Below are 16617 nucleotides of genomic sequence, written 5' to 3'. Positions count from 1 at the left end.
GCCTATCACCGCCACTAGTCCCGCAGCCGTAACTCCCACGCAGAAGAGCGGGAAAGTTCCCGGGCGCCCAAGCTGCGGTAAATGGCATTCATTGCCGCGTCCTTGGCGGCAACGGAACAATAGCAGCGCCGTACCCGCGGCCAATAGTCTGCCACCTCATGCAGCGCTGTGAGCTTGGCTAGCTGCGCAAGTCCGCGGCGTCGGTGCGGGCGATCGGTTACAGTCAGAGTCCACTCGCATACTTCAGGATTCGCGTCCTCGTGCCGAGCCATTTCCGCCAGCGCGAGGATTTTTCCCTCCTCACCGGTGAGTGCGACAAGAAGCGTGTGCCCGCGACGAGAGCGCAGTCGGCTGTGCGCTTCGCGCAATCGAGCACGCGTCCACACGATGGGCTCCACCGTCAGATCACCAGTTTCCGCGTCAGCGGAAGCTAGGCTAAGCAGCCGCATGACCTCGTCGAGGTAGCCCTCAGGGATGTCGTAATCCGGCCAAACGTGGGCGGTGATTCCCGCCGGGAGTAGCGCTGCCACAGGGCTTTCAGGGATGTCCATCACCAGCTGGTGCTCCGCATGCCTCTGCGTAAATCCCAACTCGCGGTAGATGCTGCCCATAGCGTCGTAGTCTGGGTCCGCGCCCGGCGGGTGCAATAGTCCTACGTGCGCTACGGTGCGGCCGAGTTTACGGGCCAGCTCCAGCGCCTTCGCACCCATCCACTCAGCAACCTTGCGCCCTTCCTCATCGAGCTGCTCGCCGGGCAGAGGCAGGTCGCACAGCACGCATTCAATCTCTGCGGCCTCGCGCTCCTCCAACAGCGGCAGGCTGATGTGGATGAACCCGAGGTAATCCAGCTCCGGGCTCGGCTCCACCGAGGGGATGAGCGGCAGTCCCAGCTCAGAAACCTCACCAAGGGTGGAGTCGCCGTCCACTACGGCAAAGAGATGGGTCTGTGATTCGCTAGAACCCTGCAGACGCTGAACCACGCGGCCGGGCGACGTCGACGCCGCGGCATCGCCGCTTGCTTCTTGGGCCGCCAAGTTGGCCCAAAAGACGAAGCTGCGAATGCAGTCCGCAGGTTCGCTGGGCCGGGCGTGAGCGGTAGGCGAGTGCGGCCGCGGTGGCCGCGCAATGTGGACGAGGTGCACTACTTATCGTTGACGGCGTTAGCGGCGGCGTCGGCAAAAGCCTGCCACTGCTCGGCCTGCGCACGCAGATCAGCGGCCTTTTTCGCATTGCCCTTGGCCTCAGCTGCCTCGGCCTGAGAGTTAAACTCATCGACCTTAGCCTGGAACTGCGCCACGCGTGCTTGCGCCTCTGGGTCGGTGCGGCGCCACTCGGACTTTTCTGCCTCGGTGACGCGCTGCTCCAGCGCCTCAATCTTGGACTCGTACTCGCGCACTTGCTTGCGGGGAACGAAGCCTACCTCTTCCCACTTTTCCTGCAGCTCGCGCAGCTTGGCCTTCGCACCTTCGATGCTCTTGGACGGGTCGATCTGGCCGTCGTATTCCGCAATCAAGGCGTCCTTGGCCTTGGCATTTTCTGCAAACTCACGGTCGCGTTCGTCATTGACGGCATTGCGGGCATTGAAGAACTTGTCCTGGGCGGCGCGGAAGCGGGCCCAAAGCTTATCGTCTACGTCGCGCGGGGCGCGGCCGGCGGCCTTCCACTCGGTCATCAAATCGCGGTAGGCGCGGGCGGTGGGGCCCCACTCGGTGGAATCCTGGATGGCCTCGGCACGCTCGACGAGTTCTTCCTTCTTCTTGCGGGCAACCGCACGGGCGCGGTCCAGCTCGGCAAAGTGGGAGCCTCGACGGCGGTTGAAGGAGTCGCGGGCGCGGGAGTAGCGCTTCCACAGGGCATCGTCGGTCTTGCGATCAATGCCCTTAATCTGCTTCCACTCCTCCAAGATCGCGCGGATGCGGTCTCCAGCGGCCTTCCACTCGGTGGAGTTTTCGGCAATCTCTTCTGCTTCCGCCGCCAGCTTCTCCTTGGCAGCAATAGCTTCCTCGCGGCGACGCTCCTTATCGGCCTGCGCCTGCTCGCCGGCTTCTACCGAGTGCTCAATGACGGCAACAAGGCGGCGGTCAAGGGCCGCGATATCACCAATAACCGCAGCGGTAGGCAGGGTTTCGCGCAATTGCGCTGCGGTCTTCTTGATGCCAGCGGCCTCACCGGGGTTGGCGCGCAGGCGAGCCTCGAGCAATTCAATTTCGGTGGAGAGATCGTCGTAGCGCGCGCCATAGTGCTTCAGGCCCTCCTCGGGGGTGCCGGCCTGCCATTCGCCAATCTTGCGTTCGCCCTCCGGAGCGGAAACGAAGACGGAACCATCCGCGTCGACGCGGCCCCATTTGGCCGGGTCATTCTTGCTTGGTGCCTGCACGGGAACAGGCTTTGCGGTGGGGCGAGGGCCCTTCTTGGGCATGGAACCTGGGGTAGGGATGGGAGACATGACAAGCCCTCCTATGCATAGATCGCCGCGCGTCACGGCTGCCGAATAAAATCACTCGATACATTACCGCGAATATCCCGCGCGTGCCCAGATTCTATTTAATTACCTCCACTTGGGTAGATAGTATGGAGGAATAATGTTCAATCTCATGGTAATGCCAGCGTCACCGGCGTTGGCCGTGGAGCTTTCCGCTCATGACGCCGCCTCCCGCGCACTACTTGCTGCTGCCCGTACGCTCGCAGTGGAGGCTGCGGCCGCCGGAATAGCGGAAGTAGATATCGTCGGCAGCCAGGATAAGCGCTGGTATACCGCCCATACCGGTAGCTTACGGGCCTGGGGCGCGGCTACGGACCTAGGCGGCGGCAACTTTCTTCCGGAGATCATGGCCCGGTACGTGCTGCACAGCGTGCCGCAGCTTGAAGCCCGCGCTAGCCGGGAGCACATCGGCCAGCCGGATCCGGCGGCGCTGACCATCGTGGTGGCAGATGGCAGCGCGGGTCTGACCGAGCGCGCCCCCTTGGCGCTGGTTCCCGGTGCCCAGGAAGCGCACGAGTGGTGCGAGGAGGTGCTCATGGGGGCGTCGGCAAGCAAGGCAGGCGAGTGGCTGTCCCAGCGCGGTGTGGTAGAGCCCGCGCTGTGGGAGCAGTTAGCAGGACTACAACCAAAGAAGGCGCAGTTGCTGGCCACCGACGCCACCCTGGGTGTTGGCCGCTACGTTGCAGGGTGGGAGGTCTAATGCGCCCGATTGCAGTCTTTGGACCCACCGCCTCCGGCAAATCGGCGCTGGGGTTGGCGCTGGCGCATGAGCTGGACGGCGAGGTGGTCAACGTCGATTCCATGCAGCTCTACCGCGGTATGGACATTGGCACCGCCAAGCTCACCCCGGCCGAGCGCGAGGGAATCCCGCACCACCAGCTCGATGTGTGGGACGTGACCGAGACCGCTTCTGTGGCCCGCTACCAGCGCGATGCCATCGCGGACGTGGAAGGCATCATGGCCCGCGGCAAGACGCCAATCCTCGTCGGCGGCTCCATGCTTTATGCCCAAGCGCTTGTCGACGACTGGCAGTTCCCACCCACCGACCCCGCCGTCCGCGCCAAGTATGAGGCCCGGCGCGTAGAAATCGGTACCGATGCCCTGCACGAGGAGCTGGCGCAGGTAGATCCGGCCGCAGCCGCCATCATTGAAGATAAGGACCCACGTCGCACAGTGCGTGCCTTGGAGGTCATCGAACTGACCGGTAAACCTTATAAGGCTAGCCAACCGCCGAAGGATGCCCCGCCGCGGTGGGGCACCCGTTTGCTCGGCCTGCGCACTACCGCAGATTGGCTTAATCCGCGCATCGAGCTACGCACGCGCCAGATGTTTGAGCGCGGGCTCATTGAGGAAGTCGAGCGCCTCCAAACCCAAGGCTTGGTGGCCGATTCCACGGCCGGGCGCGCCATAGGGTATGCGCAGGTATTCCAAGCCCAGCGCGGCGAACTTACGTGGAATGAGGCCGTCGAGCGCACAATTACCGGGACACGGCGCTACGTGCGCCGCCAACGTTCCTGGTTCAACCGCGATAAGCGGATCATGTGGCTGGATGCCGCAGGCGATACGACCGCCCAGGCGCTGCGCGCGCTAGGGTAGGGAGCATGAAATTTGCCAAGGGTCATGGAACTGAGAACGACTTTGTCATCGTCGAAGACCACGCGGCCGCCACGCCGCTTGCCCCCGAGCGCGTAGCGGCGCTGTGTGATCGCCGCGCCGGTATCGGCGGCGATGGTGTGCTGCGCGTGGTGCGCGCCGAGGCCTTGCTCGCGGCCGGGGAAATCGAGTCGCTGCCCGAGGGCATCGCGTCCAATGACTGGTTCATGGATTACCGCAACGCCGACGGTTCCGTGGCCGAAATGTGCGGCAATGGCACCCGCGTTTTCGCCCACTGGCTGCGCTCGCGCGGCCTCGTGGAAGAAGACGAGTTCACCATCGGTACCCGCGCCGGCGCCAAGCGCGTGACGGTGCACTCGTGCGATGAGCATGCGGCTGAGGTCACCGTGGAAATGGGGCCGGCCGAAGTAACGGGTGTATCTACCGCGTCTATGGGCGGGGAGAGCTACGCCGGTCTAGGCATTGACATGGGCAACCCCCACCTCGCGGCCGTGGTGCCGGGGCTGGACGCCGAGGGCCTTGCAGCCAAGACCTTCGAGCAGCCCGTCATTGATGATTCTTTCTTCCCCGCCGGCGTGAATGTTGAGATCGTGACCCCGCTGCGCGATGGCCACGTGCATATGCGCGTCTTTGAGCGCGGGGCAGGAGAGACTCGCTCCTGCGGCACCGGCACCGTGGCGGCCGCGACCGCCGCTCTTGCCGACGCCGCCGTTGACCACACCACCACCCCTCACGGCACCGTGCACGTACACGTCCCCGGCGGGGAAGTGACGGTGGACATCTACGAGGGTGGCTCGCGCCTGACCGGCCCGTCCGCCATCGTTGCCACCGGCGAGACCTCCCTTTAGACTGCGTCGGGCCCGACGCGCGCGGTGAGTGCTTAGGCGCTGCGCCCTTCGCCTTCCTCTTTCTCGAATGCTTGCTCTTCGAGGGCTTGGCGGCGCAGGGCGCGATTTTTTACTTCGTTCTTTTCATACTTCGGCCCGAGCGCAAAAGCGGCGCGGCGGGCGGATAGCCATGTTTCCTTGAGCTCGCGAGCCCGTCCATCGGTCACCTTCAGCAAGGACTCCAGCTCGTTGGTGCTGACCTCTTCCGCGTTGACGCGCAGGTTCAACCGGCGCAGGAACCGTCGGGCGCCCGAAGTTTCATAGTGGAAGGCTTCGATGGTGGGGTCGGAGCAATCCAGATCTAAAAGCGCCGGCCGGTAGAGCGTGCGGTCCGCGATCTTCTCGGCCGCCTCGGAGGACCGGAAGTCTTCGTACTCCGCCAAGATGTCCTCAATATCTTCGGCAGAGAGCCGAATAGAGCTGCGCAGCGCCGCCTGCTCCGAGGCATCCGGCCGTGCGTGGAGCATAAGCAGTGCCGCCGCGATAAGTAGTGCCGCGATGAAAACACCGGGAAGTTTTAGGGTTGCCACAACCGCCACTGATCCGACCAGGATCAGCGCGAGAACCAGCACCCGCCGGTTTCTCGCATTTTCCGGAAAAGGCATCCACACAGCTATTCCACCAGGCCTTTGCGTCAGTTCTTAGTGGCCGCCGCAGCCGCAGCCACCAGAGCCACAACCGCAGCCAGCGCCGTCGCCGCAGCCACCGCTGGGCATTTCAATAGAAGCCGTCAGCAAGGCGGTGCCGGCCACGATAGAGTCCTTGGTCGGTAGCTCGTCGCCCCCCGCAGGTAGGCAGAGATCAAAGGGGAAAAGGCCATCCATGACGAGGTGGGCGAATTTCTCGCCGGTTAGCTCATTGGTACGCCACTCGGATTCCATGACGCGGGCCGCAAAGGTAGCGGCTGGGGTAGGAACCTCCGCGCCAGAGCCGGAGGAGATAACCTTCGCTCCCGCGGACTCAAAGAGCGCCGGGAACTCGCCCTCGGCCGCCTCATAGGCAGCGGCAGACTCGTAGGTGCGGACATCAAGGCCCATGGCGGTGAGGGAGATTTGCTGCCATTGCTGCAAGGGCTCGTCGGCAAGCAAAGGCCCCTGCGCCAAGTTCGCGGTGGCCTGGGCGATGGTGGTGCCGAAAGGATCGATAATCTCCAGCAGGGCGAGGACATCGTTGACCATCTCCACGTGGGCGAACCCCTGCGTAACGGCATTGAAGCCAATGAAAGTAGCAAAAGGCTCCACCGCGAGGATATTGAGCTGCGCGCCCGATGGATCGGTGAACTGAATCAGCTGACCACCGCGTACCTCGCCGGTAACGGCCAAGCGATCGCTAGCGATAGCGGCCTCGACGGCATCCTGCCAACGTGCGAAATTGAGGCCGATGGCCTGCATTTCGGTATTCTGCTTCACCCCAGTGTCCTTAACGTTCATGCCCGCCATTGTATCGCCTTGCGCAGCCAGCTAAGAATCCGCAATTCCCGCTTTCGGCCGCAACATGCCAAAATGAAAGTTAGTATGACCGAATTTTCCCAGCACAATAACGACGATCTCCTTGCCCGCGCGTTCCGCGATAATGACGCCCCGGCCGCACCAGAGGCGACGCCCACCACCGGTGACCTTGACCTGGCGGAGCGCAACGCCTTCCGTCGCGTTACCCGTGAGACCACCATCCGCGCCGAGGACACCACCGACGGCTATGAGGTGGAGTACCGTAAGCTGCGCCTCGAGCGCGTCATCTTGGTTGGCGTGTGGACCGAAGGCACCGTGGCCGAAGTCGAAGCCACCATGGACGAGCTCGCGGCGCTGACCGAGACCGCCGGCGCCGAAGTAGTAGAGATGATCTACCAAAAGCGCGATAAACCTGATTCCGGCACTTTCATTGGCTCCGGCAAGGTCAAGGAATTGCACGACATCGTCGAGGCCACCGGCGCCGATACCGTGGTATGCGATGGCGAGCTCAACCCCGGCCAGCTCACCGCTCTCGAACGCGCGCTTAACACCAAGGTCATTGACCGCACGATGCTCATCCTTGACATCTTTGCCCAGCACGCCAAGTCCAAAGAAGGCAAGGCACAGGTCTCCTTGGCGCAGCTGGAATACCTCTACACCCATACCCGTGGTTGGGGCGGCAATCTTTCGCGCCAGGCGGGCGGCCGCGCCGGCTCCAACGGCGGTGTGGGCCTGCGTGGTCCCGGTGAGACCAAGATCGAGACGGATCGCCGTCGCATCCGCACGGAGATGGCTCGGTTGCGCAGGGAGCTGCGCGCTATGAAGACCGCCCGTGAGGTCAAGCGTTCCAAGCGCCAGCGCTCAACCATCGCGCAGATAGCCATTGCCGGTTATACCAATGCTGGAAAGTCCTCGCTCATCAACGCCATGACCGGCGCCGGCGTGCTGGTGGAGGACGCACTCTTTGCTACGTTGGACCCTACCACTCGCCGTGCCACGCTTGCCGACGGCCGCCAGGTCGTCTTCACCGACACCGTCGGGTTTGTCCGCCACCTGCCCACGCAGCTGGTCGAGGCCTTCAAATCCACCCTGGAAGAGGTACTGGCCGCCGATATTATGTTGCACGTGGTCGATGGCTCTGACCCATTCCCGCTCAAGCAGATTGAGGCGGTCAACCAGGTCATCTATGACATTGTGTCCGAAACCGGCGAGCAGGCCCCGCCCGAGATCATCGTGATCAATAAGATCGACCAGGCCGACCCGCTGGTACTTGCTGAGTTGCGCCACGTTCTCGACCACGAGGATGTTGTCTACGTATCCGCGCGCACGGGCGAGGGAATCGACGAGCTTACCGCGCGCGTAGAGCTCTTCCTCAACGCCCGCGACAGCCACGTCAAGCTGCAGGTTCCCTTTACCCGCGGCGATGTGGTGGCCCGCGTCCACGCCGAGGGCACGGTGCGCCACGAGGAGTACACGGCCGATGGCACGCTTGTCGACGTCCGCCTTCCCGCACCCACCGCCCGCGAACTCGCCGAATTCATCGTGGAGGAAGTTTCCTAAAACTAGCCCGGGTGATCCATAATTAAGGCTCGTGAGCTTAAAAGGTTGGACCGTCCACGGAGACGGTAAAAGGATTGCACCGGGCGCGGTCGTAGCGCCGGAAGAACGACTCAGCTGGGGCCGAACCATCGGAATCGGAATGCAGCACGTGGTGGCCATGTTCGGCGCTACGCTTTTGGTTCCCACCTTGACCGGATTCCCCGTCAATACGACGCTGCTCTTTTCCGGTCTCGGCACAATTTTGTTCCTGCTTATCACGCGCAACCGGTTGCCGTCCTACCTCGGCTCCTCGTTCGCGTTCATCGCACCGCTTTCGGCGTCGCAGCAGTACGGCATCGCCGCGCAAGCGGGTTCCATTTTGGTCACCGGCCTCGTCTTGGCCGCGGTGGGTGTGGCAGTCAAAATCGCCGGCCGCCGCGTCTTGGACGCCGTCATGCCGCCGGCCGTGACCGGTGCGATCGTGGCCCTCATCGGGCTCAACTTAGCGCCGAATGCGGCCGAGAACTTCGCCTCCCAGCCGCTCGTGGCCGCCGTGACGCTACTCGTCATCCTGCTGGCCACCGTCGCCGGCCGCGGCATGGTCTCGCGCCTGTCCATCCTGCTCGGCGTGGTCGTCGGCTGGGTCTTCGCGGCGCTGACCGGCAACCTCGGCGATGACGCCGTGGCGGCCATCGATGCCGCCCCGTGGATGGGCCTGCCGGAATTCCACGCGCCTTCTTTCAACGTCTCCGCCATTGCCGTGGCGCTTCCCGTGCTGGTAGTTCTCATCGCGGAAAACGTCGGCCACGTCAAGGCCGTCTCCGAGATGACAAAGCGCGATCTCGATGACCTGGCCGGTGACGCCCTGATTGCCGATGGCCTCGCGTCCACCCTTGCCGGCGGCTTCGGTGGCTCCGGTACCACGACCTACGCCGAAAATATCGGCGTGATGGCCGCAACGCGTGTGTATTCCACCGCCGCATACTGGGTAGCAGCCTTTACCGCTATCCTTTTGGCCTTCGTGCCGAAGTTTGGTGCGCTGATCTTTACCATCCCCACCGGCGTTCTCGGCGGCGCCTGCATCGTGCTGTATGGACTCATCGGCATGCTGGGTGTGCGCATCTGGATGGATAATAAGGTTAATTTCAATAACCCGGTCAACCTGACTGCGGCCGCGGTGGCGCTGATCGCGGGCATCGGCAACCTGACCCTCACCGTAGGTGGGGTTTCCCTCGAGGGCATTGCGTGGGGCTCGGTTGGCATCATCGTGGCCTATCCGATTATGAAAAAGCTCTACGATTCCGTCGGCGAGGGACACGGCGCCAAGTACTAATTTTCAACCTGTGAATAACTGCCCGTCGCGCGCCCGCGGCGGGCAGTTTTGTTGACGGGCCAACGCGGGTTATCCACAGCGGGCCGATATGCGGCTCGCGTAGGCGTGCGGGCGCTGTTTAACTCAGCGGCATGACCGCATTAGACGCATACTTAAACGCTGTCAGCGGCGGCATGGACATTGTCGCCGCAGTTCAGGGGCTCAGCGATCGTGAGCTGATCGCGCGAGGCGCCTCAGATATAGCCGCGCGCGACCTGCTGCGTTTATGTGATACCTATTTCGGCCGGTGCGGCTTTGCTGCCAAACAGCGAGCGGCGCGGCAGACTGGGCATTCCCTCGACGTGCTACTGCTGATTGAAAAATACGCCTTGCGCTTGCCGACGCAGCGCGATGCCTGGACCCTACGCACCGAACTGTGTGCCTTTCGCGGCAGCGCCACCGCCCTGGAAAAGCGTGCCCGCGCTTTGGTACGCGAACTGCGACCGCGCCGCGCGCCCGAAAAGGGAGTACGAATTACCCGCCGCTCCGGCGGCCCGTGGTCACTGACCATTACCGGGGATTCGGCCGATGTGGCGGATATGCACGCTGCATTGGATGCCAATAAGCCGCTGGAATCTGCCAAAGACCTCTTCTTTGGCAAGGCGGATGCAACGCGGGCGACGGTGACGACGCAGGTGGTTCTCACCCTTGACGAGCTCGACCGCGTAGTAGACGGAGGCGGCGAGGAAATCACCCTCCAACTCACCAATGGCGCTCGAATCACCGGAGCCGAGCTTGTCGCGCGGACACTGAGTGACCACGGCTATGTCACGCTCGTCCATCCCCATGAGGGTCCGGTCAACCTCTACCGGACCTCGCGCGTAGCCAACGACAAGCAGCGGCTCATGGCGGCTGCGGTCAACCCGGTATGCCCGTGGGAGAGCTGTAACTATCCTGCCGACAAGTGCCAGATTCACCACCTCAAAGCCTGGAAGCATGGCGGCGAGACCAACGCTGCGAACCTTGCGACATGCTGTCCCTATCACAACGGCGTCAATGATGATGACCCCAACGCCCCGCCGCGACGAGGCCGGCTAGCCCGAGTGCGTGGGCAGGTGACGTGGGTGCCACCGTGGGGATAGGTGGCGTCGGCAAGCGAAAAGCTCCCCACCGCAAGGGTGGGGAGCCTAAAGTCGAACCGTTTTAGGACTTAGGAAGCGTCTAGGTCCTTCTCGATGAGAGCGGCAATCTTTTCCACTGCTTCTTCGTTTTCGGAGGTGACGGTAACCTCATCGCCCTGTTCTGCACCAAGAGCCATGATCATCAGGGAAGAGGCAGCGTCGGTCTCATCCTCATCATCGTCACCGACCAGGTTAAGGAAGATATCCTCATCGAACTCGCCAGCAGCGTCCGCGATAATGGATGCGGGACGTGCGTGCAGGCCTACGGAGGAGCCAACCTTTACAGTCTTGGAAGCCATGGAAAATATCCTTTCTTACGGGGATTTTTACAATCCAGTGTACGAGTGTTTGGTTTATGCTGCCACGTTCTGGGCGGCTTCTTCGACGGCCTTGTTAGGCCAGAACTGCTTCATCGCCAGCACCGCCGCAGTGGAGACAACCACGCCGGCTGCAATGGCCACGAGGTAGCCCCAGAACGGGTCGATGGCGAAGAAGACGAACACGCCGCCGTGCGGGGCACGGGAACCGACCGACAGGGCCATCGAAATCGCGCCCGTCACCGCGCCGCCGGCCATCATCGAAGGGATGACGCGGAACGGATCGGCCGCCGCAAACGGGATGGCGCCCTCCGAGACGAAGGACAGACCCAGCAGCCAGGCGGACTTGCCGTTCTCCTGCTCGGCCGGTGTAAACAGCGATTTGCGGATAAACGTAGCCAGAGACAGCGCAATCGGTGCGACCATGCCGGAAGCCATGACGGCGGCCATGATCTGCATGGAGGATTCGTCACCGGTGGAAAGCCCGGCCGTCGCGAAGAGGTAGGCCGCCTTATTGACTGGGCCGCCCAGGTCGAAGCACATCATCAAGCCGAGGATGATGCCAAGGAGCACGGCCGAGGAGCCGGACATGGACGATAGCCAATTTTGCAGGCCGTCCATGATGGCTGCCAACGGTGCACCCAGCAGCAGGTACATTGCAAGGCCGACGATTAGCGAGGTAAGCAGCGGGATAATGACGACCGGCATGAGCGAGCCCAGCCAGCGCGGCACTTTCCAATTGCCAATCCACATGGCGATAAAGCCCGCCAGAAGACCAGTTACCAGGCCACCGATGAACCCAGCGCCCAAGGTGACTGCGATCGCGCCGCCCGCGAAGCCCGGGGCGATGCCCGGACGGCCGGCGAGCGCGTAGGCGATATAGCCCGACAGCGCGGCGACGATAAAGTCCATAGCCGCTTGGCCGACGGCGAAGAGAACAGCGCCGAGATAGAGCAAGAACCCGGAGCGCTCGAAGTGCATGAGTTCGCCGTCAACGGTCACGTCATGGCCGGGGAGGTTGCCGAGCGAAAAGTCCGTCGATAGTGCTTGCCAACCATTTGCCATATCGGCACCACCGAAAAGAAAGCCGAGGGCGAGCAGCAGACCACCGGCCGCGACGAACGGGACCATATAAGACACGCCGGTCATAATGGCTTGCTGGATGCGCTTGCCCCAACCAAGAGACTTGCCTTCTTCCGCATCGGCGCGGGTAGCGGTGCCAGAGACCTTGTGGGCGTGCGGGTTGTGAGCGGCAGCGACGGCCTCATCGAGCATGGTGCCGGGCTCATTGATGGCGCGCTTGACGCCGGATTCGATTACCGGCTTGCCAGCGAAGCGCTCGCGATCGCGCACGCCGACGTCCGTGGCGAAGATAACTGCATCGGCCGCGTCGATGGTGGCTTGAGAGACAGACTCATTATTTGACGAGCCTTGGGTCTCTACGGTCAGCGAGACGTCGTCACGCTCGGCTGCGGTCTGGGTCAGCGCGTCGGCGGCCATGTAGGTGTGGGCGATGCCGGTGGGGCAGGCGGTGATGGCCACGATGCGGGTGACATCGGCCGAAGATTCTGCGTTGGTAGGGGTTGCGGCCGAGGGCGCGGCGGCGGAGGAGCCGGCGGCACTGGCACCGGCACCGGCGCCGGTTGCGGCAGTGCCGGCAGTAGCGCCCTGGGCGGCCGGTTCTTCGGCTGGCTTCTTCTTCGGCTTTTCGGCATTTATTACGTCCAGCACAAGCCGAACGATTTCTTCCTTGGTGGGTGCGTTGCGAAGTGCCTCGAGGAAGTCCTTGCGTACTAGGGCGCGGGCCAACTTGGACAAAATCTTCAAGTGGGCTTTGCCGCCGCCGGCCGGAGCGGCGATGAGGAAAACGAGCTGAGCGTCACCGTCGGGGCCGGAGAAATCCACGCCGCGGCTCAGACGAGCGAATGCGAGGGTAGGTTCGGTCACGGCCTCGGAGCGGCAGTGTGGAATGGCGACTCCGCCAGGGACGCCGGTACCGGCCTTGGCCTCGCGGTCGATGGCGGGCTGTGCCAAACCGGCGATGTCGGTGGCTCGGCCGGTGTCATGGACCAGCGTGGCCAGGTTGGTGATGACGGAGTCAACGCTGTCGCCGAAGTCGGCGTCGAGCGCGACTAGGTCGGTAGTGATGAGGTCGGAAGCCATGTTTAGGCACTCCTTAGGCTAGCGAGTTTACGGGGGTATGTGCGATATCGAGTTCTTCTGGGCGGGGGAATTGGGTGCCTTGTTTGGATGCAGCCGCAGTTCCGTAGGCCACCGACTGTGCGAGGCTATCGGCCGGTGATTTACCTGCGGTGCGGCCGAGGAGGTATCCGGCGAGCGCGGCGTCACCGGCGCCTACGGTGGATTTCACCGTTGCTGGCGGGGGAGTTGCAGCCCAAGCGCCGTCCGCGGTAACCAGCACCGCGCCGGCACCGCCAAGAGTGACGAGTACTTCTGCGATGCCCTGCTTGACGACGTCCCGGGCCGCCCGAACAACCCCCGAGTACTCGCTGCGTGCGGCCTGGTCTTCCAGTTCGCGGCCGTCGGTTCCGGTGAGCTGGCCGAGCTCTAATCCATTGGGCTTAATGAGATCCGGCGCAGCAGAATTGAGGCTTTCGCCAATGGCCTGCATTGGGGCATCTGACGTATCGACGGCAATGCGAGCCTGTGGTGCGGCCGCGCGGACCGCGGAGATGAGGTCGCAATACCAATCGGTGTTAACGCCACGCGGCAGGGAGCCGGCTAGAACCACCCAGTCGGAGGCAAGGGCGCGGGCGGTGAGCTCGGAGGTAATGGCGTGGGAGTCGGCGTCGGAAAGCACAGGGCCTGGACCGTTGACCTTGGTGGTAGTGCCATCAGGCTCTGTGATGGTGGTATTGACGCGAATTGTGCCATCCATGTGGATTGCAGAGGAAGGCAGCCCGGCCGAGTGGATGAGAGTTAGGAAAGAATCGGAGTCGTGGGCCGGGAAAAGAGCCAAGGATTGCTCGCCGGCCAAGTGCACGGCATGGGTGACGTTTACACCCTTGCCGCCAGCAACCTGTGTGACCTCGCTGGCGCGGTGGACATCACCGGAGGTCAATGGCTCGCTGAGCACAAGGGTGGCGTCGATACTGGGATTGGGGGTCAGCGTGAGAATCAAGTTGTCCCTTTCGCAGGTTGTATATTGGGGCCGAACGCCGTTGGAGAGAACCTCGCGGGCATGGCCCGCCCTTAAATGTTGATTCTTGTCCGATTGTGCCCGAAAGTCAACAGAATTTCTGTGGTATACATTGCTTTTCTATCCGATTTGTGGTGTTCTGGAAGTTAATAAACCGCTATCTTTGAAGGAAGTACGCTCATGAAAAACGCGTCTGAGTCCACAATCAAAGGAACCGGTGTCGTTGCCGGAGTCGCCTACGCCGAAGCCGTGTGGGTCCGCCCTCGCCCGGCCCTGCCTACCGAGGGAAGCATTGACCCAGAGCAAGCGAGCGATTCTGAATATGACCGCTTCCTTGCGGCCGTAGATACTGTCGCTGGCCGTTTGGAGCAGCGAGCTGCTGCCGCGGAAGGTCAGGCTGCGGAAGTTCTGACCGCAACGGCCGGCATGGTCAAGGACCGTGGTTGGCATAAGGCGGTGCGCAAGAATATCCGCACCGGCCGGGATGCGGAATTCGCCACTGTCGGTGCCACCGATAAGTTTGTCACCATGTTCGAGGCCGCTGGCGGCGTGATGGCAGAGCGCACCACTGACTTGAAGGACGTGCGCGACCGCGTAATCGCAGAGCTGCGCGGCGAGGACGAGCCGGGCCTGCCGCTCGTAGACGGCGAGGCCGTGCTGTTCGCGGACGATTTGGCCCCGGCCGATACCGCGACGCTTGATACCAAGCACATCAAGGCCCTTGTCACCGAGCTTGGTGGACCTACCAGCCATACGGCCATCATCGCCCGTCAGTTGGATATTCCATGCATCGTTGCTGTGGGCGCCGCCCTTAGCGATATTGAAAGCGGCACGTTGGTATTCGTCGATGGTGCAGTGGGCGCCGTTACCCTTGGGGCCGATGAAGAGGCTTCCACAAAGGCAGTGGCCGAGTACCGCGAGCGTGCGGCACGCGTTGCCCAATGGCGCGGCCCGGCTGAAACCAAGGACGGTCACCGTGTGCAGCTGCTTGCCAACGTCGCTGATGGCAACGCTGCCCGCATTGCTTCGGATTCGCAGGCAGAGGGTATCGGCCTGTACCGCACGGAACTATCGTTCCTCTCGGCCAGTGAAGAGCCCAGCGTTGATGAGCAGGCAAAGATTTACGGCAAGGTCTTTAATGCCTTTCCTGAATCAAAGGTTGTCGTACGTACGCTGGATGCTGGATCCGATAAGCCTATCTCTTATGCCACGCTAAGCTCCGAGGAAAACCCAGCATTGGGTGTTCGTGGCCTGCGTATAGCACGCGATAATGAAGCTCTGCTGACCCGTCAGCTGGATGCGATTGCGCAGGCGGCTGAGGCTCGCGATGACAAAGCATCTACTTGGGTCATGGCTCCTATGGTTGCCACCTCTACCGAGGCCCAGTGGTTTGCTAGCCTGTGCCGCGAACGCGGCCTGACTGCCGGCGCCATGATCGAGGTTCCGGCCGCAGCGCTTATGGCGGATAAAATCATGCCGCACCTTGATTTCGTGTCCATCGGCACCAATGACCTGACTCAGTACACTATGGCTGCAGATCGCCTGTCGCCACAGCTGGCCTACCTGACCGACCCGTGGCAGCCGGCTGTGCTGCGGCTCATTCAGCACACCTGCATCGTGGGCCAGGCCAATAACGTCGCGGTAGGCGTGTGCGGTGAGGCAGCGGCCGACCCGATGTTGGCCTGCGTGCTTACCGGTTTGGGCGTAAATTCGCTATCCGCAGCGTCGACGGCGGTAGCAGGCGTCGGCGCGCAGCTGGCAGAAGTTACCTTGGAACAATGCCAACAGCTTGCCGAGGTGGCACTGGATGCGGAAAGCCCTGACGCTGCCCGTACCGCAGTGGTAGAACGCATGGAGTCCTTCGCCTAAAGCAGGCGAAGGATCGGGGGATTATTCGCTGGCGAGCACGACCTCAATTTCGCGCTCGCGCAACGCTTCCACGAAAGAATCGGGGGCAGCGGCGTCCGTAATGACGACGTCGATATCGGCGGCAGACGCGAAACTTACCAAATAGTCATTGCCCAGCTTGCTGGAGTCACACATGACCACTACCTTGTGGGCATTGGTGACAAAGGCGGACTTGATGGCTGCCTCTTGGGAGTCGGCCGTCGACAAGCCATGGTCCAGGGTTAGGGCATTGGTGCCGATAAAGGCGACGTCGGCACGCATCAAAGCTAGGGTGCGCAGCGCGGTATCGCCAACGACGGCTTGGGTAATCGCGCGGACGGTACCGCCAAGTAGCTGGACGTCAGGCACGCCATTGCCCGCTAGCGACAGGGCGATAGGCAGGCTATTGGAGACAATATTAAACTGCGCCTGCGGGTATTGCTGTCCAATGAGCTCTGCGAACGCGTTAATGGTGGTGCCTGCGTCTAAGAAAATGCTGCCGCCGCCCTGGGGGAGAAAATCTAGGGCCGCGCGGGCGATAGCCGCTTTTGCGCCGGAGGCGGACCGCTGGCGGGTATCCAGGGTAAGTTCCGCGGTCTGGAAGGATTGGGAGGCTACTGCGCCGCCATGCACGCGATGGACGACGCCCTCACGGTCAAGCACCGCAAGGTCGCGGCGGATGGTCTCGGCCGTAACTTCGAAGCGTTCTGAGAGTTCAGTGACGTTGACGCGGCCTTCAACGGCGGTGAGGGAAGCGATTTGGCGACGCCGCTCTTCTGCGTACATGATT

General features: G+C 62.6%; 15 protein-coding genes. 7 read left to right on the top strand and 8 right to left on the bottom strand.

From position 1 onward, the window contains the following. Window positions 1–14: 14 nt before the first annotated feature. Window positions 15–1142 (bottom strand): GNAT family N-acetyltransferase, encoded by a 1128-nt coding sequence (locus tag RAE04_RS00560; protein ID WP_317026067.1) that lies wholly within the window; start codon window positions 1140–1142, stop codon window positions 15–17. Then, window positions 1142–2446, bottom strand: coding sequence for a DUF349 domain-containing protein (locus RAE04_RS00555; RefSeq protein WP_317026066.1), 1305 nt, complete (start codon window positions 2444–2446; stop codon window positions 1142–1144). The genes RAE04_RS00560 and RAE04_RS00555 overlap by 1 nt, the downstream gene beginning before the upstream one ends. Window positions 2447–2582: 136 nt before the next feature. On the opposite strand from RAE04_RS00555, the gene RAE04_RS00550 reads away from it, so the two are divergent. Genes RAE04_RS00550 through dapF form a run of 3 tightly spaced genes read left to right on the top strand, consistent with a single transcriptional unit; the run spans window position 2583 to window position 4944 of the window. Beyond that, complete coding sequence (locus RAE04_RS00550) at window positions 2583–3182, top strand: hypothetical protein (RefSeq protein WP_284811164.1); 600 nt, start codon at window positions 2583–2585, stop codon at window positions 3180–3182. Next, window positions 3182–4078: a tRNA (adenosine(37)-N6)-dimethylallyltransferase MiaA gene (gene miaA, locus RAE04_RS00545; RefSeq protein WP_269953055.1), complete on the top strand. Its 897-nt coding sequence runs from the start codon at window positions 3182–3184 to the stop codon at window positions 4076–4078. Before RAE04_RS00550 ends, miaA begins: the two co-directional genes overlap by 1 nt. Before the next feature lie 5 nt (window positions 4079–4083). Next, window positions 4084–4944, top strand: coding sequence for a diaminopimelate epimerase (gene dapF / locus RAE04_RS00540; protein WP_317026065.1), 861 nt, complete (start codon window positions 4084–4086; stop codon window positions 4942–4944). A 32-nt stretch (window positions 4945–4976) separates the two neighbouring features. On the opposite strand, the gene RAE04_RS00535 is transcribed toward dapF, so the two are convergent. Then, entirely contained in the window at window positions 4977–5588 is a 612-nt protein-coding gene (locus tag RAE04_RS00535; protein WP_408933088.1) for a hypothetical protein, read from the bottom strand. A 36-nt stretch (window positions 5589–5624) separates the two neighbouring features. Beyond that, window positions 5625–6422, bottom strand: coding sequence for a hypothetical protein (locus tag RAE04_RS00530; RefSeq protein WP_284786972.1), 798 nt, complete (start codon window positions 6420–6422; stop codon window positions 5625–5627). A gap of 75 nt (window positions 6423–6497) precedes the next feature. On the opposite strand from RAE04_RS00530, the gene hflX reads away from it, so the two are divergent. The 3 genes from hflX (at window position 6498) to RAE04_RS00515 (ending at window position 10424) form a co-directional block, all read left to right on the top strand. Beyond that, the gene (gene hflX, locus RAE04_RS00525) at window positions 6498–7991 is read left to right on the top strand and encodes a GTPase HflX (protein ID WP_308572419.1); all 1494 of its coding nucleotides are present in this window, start codon (window positions 6498–6500) and stop codon (window positions 7989–7991) included. Between the two features lie 31 nt (window positions 7992–8022). Then, window positions 8023–9303 carry a uracil-xanthine permease family protein gene (locus tag RAE04_RS00520; protein WP_049377415.1) on the top strand — a complete coding sequence of 427 codons (1281 nt, stop codon included), beginning with the start codon at window positions 8023–8025 and terminating at the stop codon, window positions 9301–9303. A 131-nt stretch (window positions 9304–9434) separates the two neighbouring features. After that, the gene (locus RAE04_RS00515; protein WP_317026064.1) at window positions 9435–10424 is read left to right on the top strand and encodes an HNH endonuclease signature motif containing protein; all 990 of its coding nucleotides are present in this window, start codon (window positions 9435–9437) and stop codon (window positions 10422–10424) included. 68 nt (window positions 10425–10492) lie between these two features. Here RAE04_RS00515 and RAE04_RS00510 read toward each other — a convergent pair whose 3' ends face one another. The 3 genes from RAE04_RS00510 to RAE04_RS00500 are packed head-to-tail and all read right to left on the bottom strand — an operon-like array spanning window position 10493 to window position 13922. Beyond that, window positions 10493–10762, bottom strand: coding sequence for an HPr family phosphocarrier protein (locus RAE04_RS00510; protein WP_005325102.1), 270 nt, complete (start codon window positions 10760–10762; stop codon window positions 10493–10495). A 54-nt stretch (window positions 10763–10816) separates the two neighbouring features. Further along, window positions 10817–12943, bottom strand: coding sequence for a fructose-specific PTS transporter subunit EIIC (locus tag RAE04_RS00505; RefSeq protein WP_317026063.1), 2127 nt, complete (start codon window positions 12941–12943; stop codon window positions 10817–10819). 13 nt (window positions 12944–12956) lie between these two features. Then, a complete protein-coding gene (locus RAE04_RS00500; RefSeq protein WP_317026062.1) occupies window positions 12957–13922 on the bottom strand; it encodes a 1-phosphofructokinase family hexose kinase in 966 nt (321 codons plus the stop codon). 198 nt (window positions 13923–14120) lie between these two features. Between RAE04_RS00500 and ptsP the strand changes: the two genes are divergently transcribed. Next, the gene (gene ptsP, locus RAE04_RS00495) at window positions 14121–15809 is read left to right on the top strand and encodes a phosphoenolpyruvate--protein phosphotransferase (protein ID WP_317026061.1); all 1689 of its coding nucleotides are present in this window, start codon (window positions 14121–14123) and stop codon (window positions 15807–15809) included. Between the two features lie 21 nt (window positions 15810–15830). Here ptsP and RAE04_RS00490 read toward each other — a convergent pair whose 3' ends face one another. Continuing rightward, window positions 15831–16613 (bottom strand): DeoR/GlpR family DNA-binding transcription regulator, encoded by a 783-nt coding sequence (locus RAE04_RS00490; RefSeq protein WP_239194046.1) that lies wholly within the window; start codon window positions 16611–16613, stop codon window positions 15831–15833. Between the last annotated feature and the right edge of the window lie 4 nt (window positions 16614–16617).

This window comes from Corynebacterium sp. CTNIH16 (genome assembly GCF_032821655.1).
GTDB classification, from domain to species: Bacteria; Actinomycetota; Actinomycetes; order Mycobacteriales; family Mycobacteriaceae; genus Corynebacterium; species Corynebacterium marquesiae.
This window is presented reverse-complemented; position numbering and strand designations above follow the sequence as displayed.